The sequence below is a fragment of the Brevibacillus sp. YAE8 genome, assembly GCF_057543335.1.
In genome coordinates this window covers 1-6,583 of sequence record NZ_BAAIYG010000060.1, presented here as the reverse complement: position 1 = coordinate 6,583, position 6,583 = coordinate 1, and the positions used below count along the sequence as shown (strand labels likewise).

The following is a 6,583-nucleotide window of genomic DNA, read 5'->3' as shown; positions in this document are numbered from 1 at the left end:
TGAGTCGTACGGTTTGAAGTTTGAATTCCCTGTCGTACTTTTTCGTCATGTTGGACACCTCGATTATGAACGCTTTTATTGTCGCACTCTCGATTCTCCGTGTCCAATGTAAAGTCTAGCATCAAGAAGCCCTCTTCCCCGCCCACGTTTTCCCTTTTCCCTCACTTTTTTCCTCACGCCATCCCAGCCGTAATGACCGTAAAATCAAACATATATTATTCCCTTGATCTCGGATAGAAAGGAGGTTCCGGCAGGAGTGTCGAACACGCATTCCAGTGGTATAATGGTAGTACAGACAACGAACGGAGAAGGGAGCGTGATGACGTGACCAAACTAATGGACTTGAAGATCGACTTCGCGTTCAAGCAGGTGTTTGGCAAAGAGGGAAACGAACCGATTCTCCTTGCCTTTCTGAATGCCGCGCTCCAATTGCCGAAGGAAAAGCGGCTCTCTTCGGTGGAAATCCTCAATCCGGAAATCAATCGGGAACATATCGAGGATAAGGCATCCGTGCTGGATATCCACGCCAAGACAGAGCAGGGGGAGCACGTCAACATCGAGATTCAGCTGGCGAACAAGTTCGACATGGAGAAGCGTACCCTGTACTACTGGTCACGCATCTACTCGGCCCAAATGCAAAAAGGAATGCCGTACACGGAACTGGCGAAGACGATCACGATCAACATCCTCAATTTTCGCTTTCTGCGGGAAACTGAGCGGTTCCACACCACATTCCACCTGTACGAGGATCAGGAGCAGTTTCCGCTGACAGATGTGATGGAGATTCACTTCATGGAGATCCCGAAGCTGATGGACAAGTGGGAACAGCGTGCGGTCAATCCGCAGGACAATGAGCTGGAGAGGTGGCTGCTGCTTCTGGAGGCGGACGATCACGAGGAAATTCGCAAGGAATTGGAGGCGATTGCGATGCAAGATCCGGTGATGAAACGGGCGTTTGACGAGTGGAAAGACCTGAGCCGTGACGAGAAGAAATGGGTCGAGTACGAGTCTCGTCGGAAGGCGATTCTGGACGAGATGGCGGTTGTAAGGGAGGCAGAAATCCGGCAGCAGAAGGCTAGAGAAGAAGGCTTGTTAGAAGGAAAGCTTTTAGTAGCAAAGGAAATGCTTGCGGAAGAAGAGAGTCCAGAACGCATTGCAAAGCTGACTAAACTCCCCTTAGAAGAAATAGAAAAACTGAAACAGCAGCTTCACTAACCGAAGCTTAAAACGACTCACAGACGACCCTGTGTCTAATTAAAGGATGCAGGGTCTTTTTGCGTTGCCAAAAACAAATAAGGAGATGAGAAGCATGTTGTTTCCGAATTTGCCGATCAAAACGGCGGGAGGCAAAGTCTTTTGGGACACCCTCGACAGGAGAAACGTAAGCGTCAAATCCGGCACACCTACAAATCAGAAATGTCCCGTGAGATAATCTTCCCCAGAACGATACGAGGAGCAGTTCCGACTGGCCCAGCAAAAACGTTTCGGTGCCTCCAGCGAGAAGACGCATCCGGATCAACTGGAGCTGAACCTGTTCAACGAAGCCGAGGTGCTGGCGACTCCTGCCGCTCAGGAACCGGATGTAGAAACGGTTACGTACAGCCGTAAAAAGTCAGCTGGCCGAAAATCCAAGCTGGATCAGTTCCCCGTGGAAACGATCCTCTATGAACTGCAGGAAACGGAGCAAGTTTGCGCATGCTGCGGAGGTCCTCTCCACGAGATGAGTACCGAGACCCGTAACGAAATCACGGTCATCCCGGCAGAAGTGAAAGTCGTGCGTCATGTTCGCCAGGTGTATGCTTGCCGTCGCTGTGAACGAGAGGAAATTCGCACGCCCATCGTCACGGCTCCGATGCCAGAGCCTGTCTACCCCGGAAGCCTCCGCTAACTTGCCGCGTGGGCCCTGAAACAGAGCCGAACATACGCTTCTAACGAGATTTGCATACTATATTATTAATAGGAATATGACGGAAAGGAGGTTTTCACGGGAGTGTCTGAACAGCGCTCCGGTGGTATAATGGTAGTACAGACAACGGACGGAGAAGGGAGAGTGATGATGTGACCAAACTGATGGACTTGAAGATCGACTTTGCGTTCAAGCAAGTGTTCGGCAAAGCGGGAAACGAACCGATCCTCCTGGCCTTTCTGAATGCCGCGCTCCAATTGCCGAAGGAAAAGCGAATCACTTCGGTGGAAATTCTCAATCCTGAAATCAATCGGGAACACATCGAGGATAAGGCATCCGTGCTGGATATCCACGCCAAGACAGAGCAGGGGGAGCATGTCAACATCGAGATTCAGCTGGCGAACAAGTTCGACATGGAGAAGCGCACGCTCTACTACTGGTCACGCATCTACTCGGCCCAAATGCAAAAAGGAATGCCGTACACGGAACTGGCGAAGACGATCGCGATCAACATCCTCAATTTTCGCTTTCTGCGGGAAACTGAGCGGTTCCACACCACATTCCACCTGTACGAGGATCAGGAGCAGTTTCCGCTGACAGATGTGATGGAGATTCACTTCATGGAAATCCCGAAGCTGATGGACAAGTGGGAGCAGCGCGCGGTCAATCCGCAGGACAACGAGCTGGAGAGATGGTTGCTGCTTCTGGAGGCGGACGATCACGAGGAAATTCGCAAGGAATTGGAGGCGATAGCGATGCGAGATCCGGTGATGAAACGGGCGTTTGACGAATGGGAAGACCTGAGCCGTGACGAGAAGAAATGGGTCGAGTACGAGTCTCGTCGGAAGGCGATTCTGGACGAGATGGCGGCTGTAAGGGAAGCCGAGATACGTCAACAAAGGGCGCGAGAAGAAGGATTGGCAGAAGGCGAGCGGCAAAAGGCACTGGAAGTAGCAAAAAACTTGTTAGCGATGGACATGTCTGTGGAAGTGATTGCAAAAGCAACGGGATTGTCGGCAGAAGAAATCGAACAACTGAAAAAGCAACTTCACTAAACGTACTTTGCCCCTTGTCCTGATCTGACGAGGGGTTTTCTCTTTTGTATGAAACGAGTCCTCAGTCCGAAAGGAGGCAGAAAAACCGGCTTCCGTCCGCTCCATTGCTTGCAAAACAATTCCATAAACGTCAACATCAACGCACACGTATACGTAGGCGTTGACGGAACCAAAACATCAGAGCAGGAGTGGACGAGATGAACGACACGAAATCAATCTTTGCTAGAGTACTTGCCCAGCAGGAAGCGAAAAAGGCCGCACAAGCAGCCGAAAACCAACAGCAGGGAGCTTCCACAGAGAGAGCAAATGTAGTACCTCTCAAGGCAGTAGAGCAAAAAATCCAGGAAAGGAGGAACCATGCACCGAAGCCGCTGGAAAGTCAACAGGCCAAGCCGTTGAGAGTAAATCCACGGCAAACAAACAAGGCGGAAGGAACAGACAAAGTTGGCAAACCGGAGAATGTTATGCAACCGTCACAGCAGCAGTCTTCGATGAAGATTCCGAAGAGACAAGCCCCGTTTGAGAAACGGTACAGAAGGGTCACGACGTACCTGGAGAACGGCGTGTACGACAAGGTGCAGCAGCTGTACGAGTCGGGAGAGATCGACCGGATCAGCAACCTGGTCAACACGGCGGTCAGGCTGTACCTCATGAAACACTACGGGTACGGCTGCAAAGAGTAGCCTGAAATCCCGCGCAGAACGCTTTGTACGCAAGCAAAAACAAAAAAGTGATGTAACCCACAGCCCTACGTCCTTGAGCGGATGTAGGGCCTTTTTGCGTTGTGTTTGGAAAGGAGGAAGGAAACGTGGACGAGATCACGCAGTTTGAGCAGTACCTTTTGGAAAACGGCATCGCGCCAAAAACCATTGAGTCCTACGTGGGGGACGTAAGAGGATTCTGCGAGTACCTGCGGCAGATGGGCGTGGAAAGCGAGACAGACCTGAAACGATTCTACGTAGTCAGCTACAAGAACCATCTCGTCGAAAACAAGTACGCCGTTGCGACGATCAACAAGAAGATCAACTCACTTCAGGCGTACAACCTCTACCTAATCGAAAAAGGCATCCTGACGGAACAGGTCGTCACCCTGCAGCGGGATCGGGTCAAGGTGGCCACTGGCAGTGAAGGGGAAGTGGACGTGTTCACCGAGCAGGAAGTCAACCAGCTGCTCTTTTTCGTCCAGGACAGGAGCAAGGTCAGCCTGCGGAACCACCTCATCGTTTGGATGCTGCTCTACACGGGAGTACGGGTGAGCGAGCTGTGCGGAATTCAGTTGGCAGACATCGACTACCTCACCAACACGCTCAGGGTCACAGGCAAGGGAGGGAAGTACCGTGAGATTCCGCTTCGGCCTGACCTAGCGGAACTCATCCGGGAGTATGTCCGGACAGAACGGCAGGAGAACAAGTACAAGGACAGTCCCTACCTGCTACTCAGCCAGCGTGCGCCCAAACTGCACAAGGACGCGGTCAACACCATGCTGGAAGGACTGGAGAAGCAACTGGGCTTCAAGATGTACCCGCACAAATTCCGGCACACGTTCTGCTCCCGATTGCTGAAAAAGGGAGTCCCGCTCACAACGGTTTCCAAACTTGCAGGCCATGCTCACATCCAGACCACCGCTCATTATTACATCAACACCAGCAAGCAGGAGAAAGAGTTGGCGGTCAACCTCCTCTAGTGTCATCTACTGGTACTTCTCTTGCTCCCACTCAAAAACGGACTTCACAAGTTTCAGGGCCAAAGCGCGGTCTTGTTTGGAGCGCTCCGTTAGCAGATCAATCAGTTGGCGAAGCTCGTCTGGTCGTGGGGAAGGGTCAATGTGCCGGAACAGATCTTCCATCGAAACGCCAAGACCTTTGGCGATCTTCTCCAGGCTCTCCACCGTGACGTTCTTTTCCCCACGCTCAACTTGTCCCACATAGTTCGTATGTAAACCGGATAATTCGCCTAATTGTTCCTGGCTCATCCCCTTCTCTCTTCGGAGAAAGCGGATTCGATTGCCTAATCGCTTGACCAACTCGGTCATGGAAACCACCTCAAGACAAGCTTACGGGAGGAAAAGAAAAGGGAACACAATCTATAAATGTGAATTGACAGAAAGATAACACCAAAAGATAATAATTAGTGAAGTTTTCCAATCAATAGTGTGTAGTGGTAACCCAATCTAGCAAAAACGGAGGCAAGAAACATGGACGCAATTCTTTTCTACGGCATCATCATTCTACTGGCACTCGGCTTTCTCTCTTTTGCCTGGCTCATTGTAAGGGGATGGCTGGAGCTCATCTTTTCCTTCCTGCTCGGGGTGTTCAAACTTCTGTGGAACATCATCAAAGTGGCGTTCTGGGTCGTCGCCTTGCCCTTCAAGCTGCTCGGTTTTCTCGTCAGACTGGTGCTGCCGAAAAGAGCCAAACGAAAAGATGCAGAAACGCCAGAAGTGCAAGCCTAATCGACAAAAGAAAGTATTTTTGAGGCATTCTGCCGCCCGTAACAGGGACGGTGGGATGCCTTTTCTCATTTTGTAGCCAGTGAACGAGGAGGACATACATGCAGACACCAGCGGAACAGTACGAGCAGTTGGTAGGGGAAGAAGACAAAGTCGTGTTCGGCATCCAGACATGTGAACATTGTGTCACGCTGCTGCTGGACAATCTCTACCGGACTGGAGAGGCACAGAATCAAGACACCTACACCGAGATTCTCAAAATCATTCACGAAGTCGAACAGCGACTGAGGAGAGAATGGCTTGAGCTAAAAATCAAAAAGGCAGTTTTGGCCCATCAGATGCAACAGAAAGGGGATGTGTAGCATGAGAACGATCAAAACCTTGGCAGATGTACACTGCTTGCAGGCAGCGCAGGTGTTTTCTCCGAGCTTTCTGTCGTACTTGGAGGAAGAGTTTCTGGGACTAAAAGAGGCGTTCGACTTCGACGGTCTGGACGAAGCATTCACGTTGGACACATACGGCTACATGGTTGTGCTGGAGAAGGGAGACAACTTGCGGGATCTGAGCGTGGTCGGCCTAAGCAGAGAGGACGGGGGACTTCTCGGCAGCCTGCCGGAGTTTGTCGAGAAGGTGGAACGAAACGGCGAGTGCTGGTACAAGGTGGTCGTGATCTACACCAACGAGTACGGGATGGCCTTCTACGTCCCGGCAAAAGCAATCTCTGACGACAACGAAATCCAAAACTGGTTGGAGGAGCATGTAGAATGAGTCAAAACAGAGAAGTCGCCAAACGAGTCAACATCGTCCGAGTCAAAATGGTACGGGAAGCAAGCCTCCTGTACCCGCAGCGCCGCATTAGGATGGCAAGGGATGTCGTAGAACTGTTCCAGACGTTTCTGCAAGAAACGGATCGGGAGCAGTTCTTTTTGCTTTGTCTGAACACCAAAAACGAGCCGACTGCGCTGCACACTGTTTCGATCGGCTCCCTGGACGCAAGCATTGTCCATCCAAGAGAAGTGTTCAAGGTCGCCATTCTCTCCAACGCCGCTGTTTTTCGCAAGTCAAAAATACAGAGAATCGCTGCGGATTTGTGCATAGGCACGGCCAACGCTGAAGATTATGACGATCTCACTCCGGATAGCGCATTTCGTAGCCGGTAGCTCTCGCCGGTGA

Annotated in this window: 9 protein-coding genes and 1 pseudogene; 9 read left to right on the top strand and 1 reads right to left on the bottom strand. The window is 51.3% G+C overall.

Annotated elements, in window-relative coordinates:
- The first annotated feature begins 324 nt into the window (after nucleotides 1-324).
- The 5 genes and pseudogenes from AC27IT_RS27445 to AC27IT_RS27425 all read left to right on the top strand — a co-directional run bounded on the left by AC27IT_RS27445 (nucleotide 325) and on the right by AC27IT_RS27425 (nucleotide 4,645).
- Entirely contained in the window at nucleotides 325-1,215 is an 891-nt protein-coding gene (locus AC27IT_RS27445) for an Rpn family recombination-promoting nuclease/putative transposase (protein ID WP_487092234.1), read from the top strand.
- 232 nt (nucleotides 1,216-1,447) lie between these two features.
- Nucleotides 1,448-1,882: pseudogene (locus AC27IT_RS27440) on the top strand (IS66 family transposase zinc-finger binding domain-containing protein); the annotation flags it as partial.
- A gap of 176 nt (nucleotides 1,883-2,058) precedes the next feature.
- Nucleotides 2,059-2,961 carry an Rpn family recombination-promoting nuclease/putative transposase gene (locus AC27IT_RS27435; protein WP_487092233.1) on the top strand — a complete coding sequence of 301 codons (903 nt, stop codon included), beginning with the start codon at nucleotides 2,059-2,061 and terminating at the stop codon, nucleotides 2,959-2,961.
- Between the two features lie 464 nt (nucleotides 2,962-3,425).
- On the top strand, nucleotides 3,426-3,644 hold the full coding sequence (locus AC27IT_RS27430) for a hypothetical protein (RefSeq protein ID WP_283858367.1): 219 nt from the start codon (nucleotides 3,426-3,428) through the stop codon (nucleotides 3,642-3,644).
- Nucleotides 3,645-3,769: 125 nt separating this feature from the next.
- Complete coding sequence (locus AC27IT_RS27425; RefSeq protein WP_197187444.1) at nucleotides 3,770-4,645, top strand: tyrosine-type recombinase/integrase; 876 nt, start codon at nucleotides 3,770-3,772, stop codon at nucleotides 4,643-4,645.
- Between the two features lie 6 nt (nucleotides 4,646-4,651).
- Here AC27IT_RS27425 and AC27IT_RS27420 read toward each other — a convergent pair whose 3' ends face one another.
- Entirely contained in the window at nucleotides 4,652-4,993 is a 342-nt protein-coding gene (locus AC27IT_RS27420) for a helix-turn-helix domain-containing protein (protein WP_007784963.1), read from the bottom strand.
- Nucleotides 4,994-5,155: 162 nt separating this feature from the next.
- Here AC27IT_RS27420 and AC27IT_RS27415 point away from each other — a divergent pair, with 162 nt between their 5' ends.
- The 4 genes from AC27IT_RS27415 to AC27IT_RS27400 all read left to right on the top strand — a co-directional run bounded on the left by AC27IT_RS27415 (nucleotide 5,156) and on the right by AC27IT_RS27400 (nucleotide 6,570).
- Nucleotides 5,156-5,413 (top strand): hypothetical protein, encoded by a 258-nt coding sequence (locus AC27IT_RS27415; protein WP_007784960.1) that lies wholly within the window; start codon nucleotides 5,156-5,158, stop codon nucleotides 5,411-5,413.
- A 98-nt stretch (nucleotides 5,414-5,511) separates the two neighbouring features.
- Nucleotides 5,512-5,772, top strand: coding sequence for a hypothetical protein (locus AC27IT_RS27410; RefSeq protein ID WP_026557547.1), 261 nt, complete (start codon nucleotides 5,512-5,514; stop codon nucleotides 5,770-5,772).
- A gap of 1 nt (nucleotide 5,773) precedes the next feature.
- Entirely contained in the window at nucleotides 5,774-6,178 is a 405-nt protein-coding gene (locus AC27IT_RS27405; protein ID WP_007784956.1) for a hypothetical protein, read from the top strand.
- Nucleotides 6,175-6,570, top strand: coding sequence for a JAB domain-containing protein (locus tag AC27IT_RS27400; RefSeq protein ID WP_007784953.1), 396 nt, complete (start codon nucleotides 6,175-6,177; stop codon nucleotides 6,568-6,570). Before AC27IT_RS27405 ends, AC27IT_RS27400 begins: the two co-directional genes overlap by 4 nt.
- The last annotated feature ends 13 nt before the right edge of the window (nucleotides 6,571-6,583 follow it).

Coding starts and splice junctions, on each gene's coding strand:
- AC27IT_RS27420 (WP_007784963.1), bottom strand. CDS start 4,993: ATGACCGAGTTGGTCAAGCGATTAGGCAATCGAATCCGCTTTCTCCGA.
- AC27IT_RS27410 (WP_026557547.1), top strand. CDS start 5,512: ATGCAGACACCAGCGGAACAGTACGAGCAGTTGGTAGGGGAAGAAGAC.
- AC27IT_RS27430 (WP_283858367.1), top strand. CDS start 3,426: ATGCAACCGTCACAGCAGCAGTCTTCGATGAAGATTCCGAAGAGACAA.
- AC27IT_RS27405 (WP_007784956.1), top strand. CDS start 5,774: ATGAGAACGATCAAAACCTTGGCAGATGTACACTGCTTGCAGGCAGCG.
- AC27IT_RS27415 (WP_007784960.1), top strand. CDS start 5,156: ATGGACGCAATTCTTTTCTACGGCATCATCATTCTACTGGCACTCGGC.
- AC27IT_RS27400 (WP_007784953.1), top strand. CDS start 6,175: ATGAGTCAAAACAGAGAAGTCGCCAAACGAGTCAACATCGTCCGAGTC.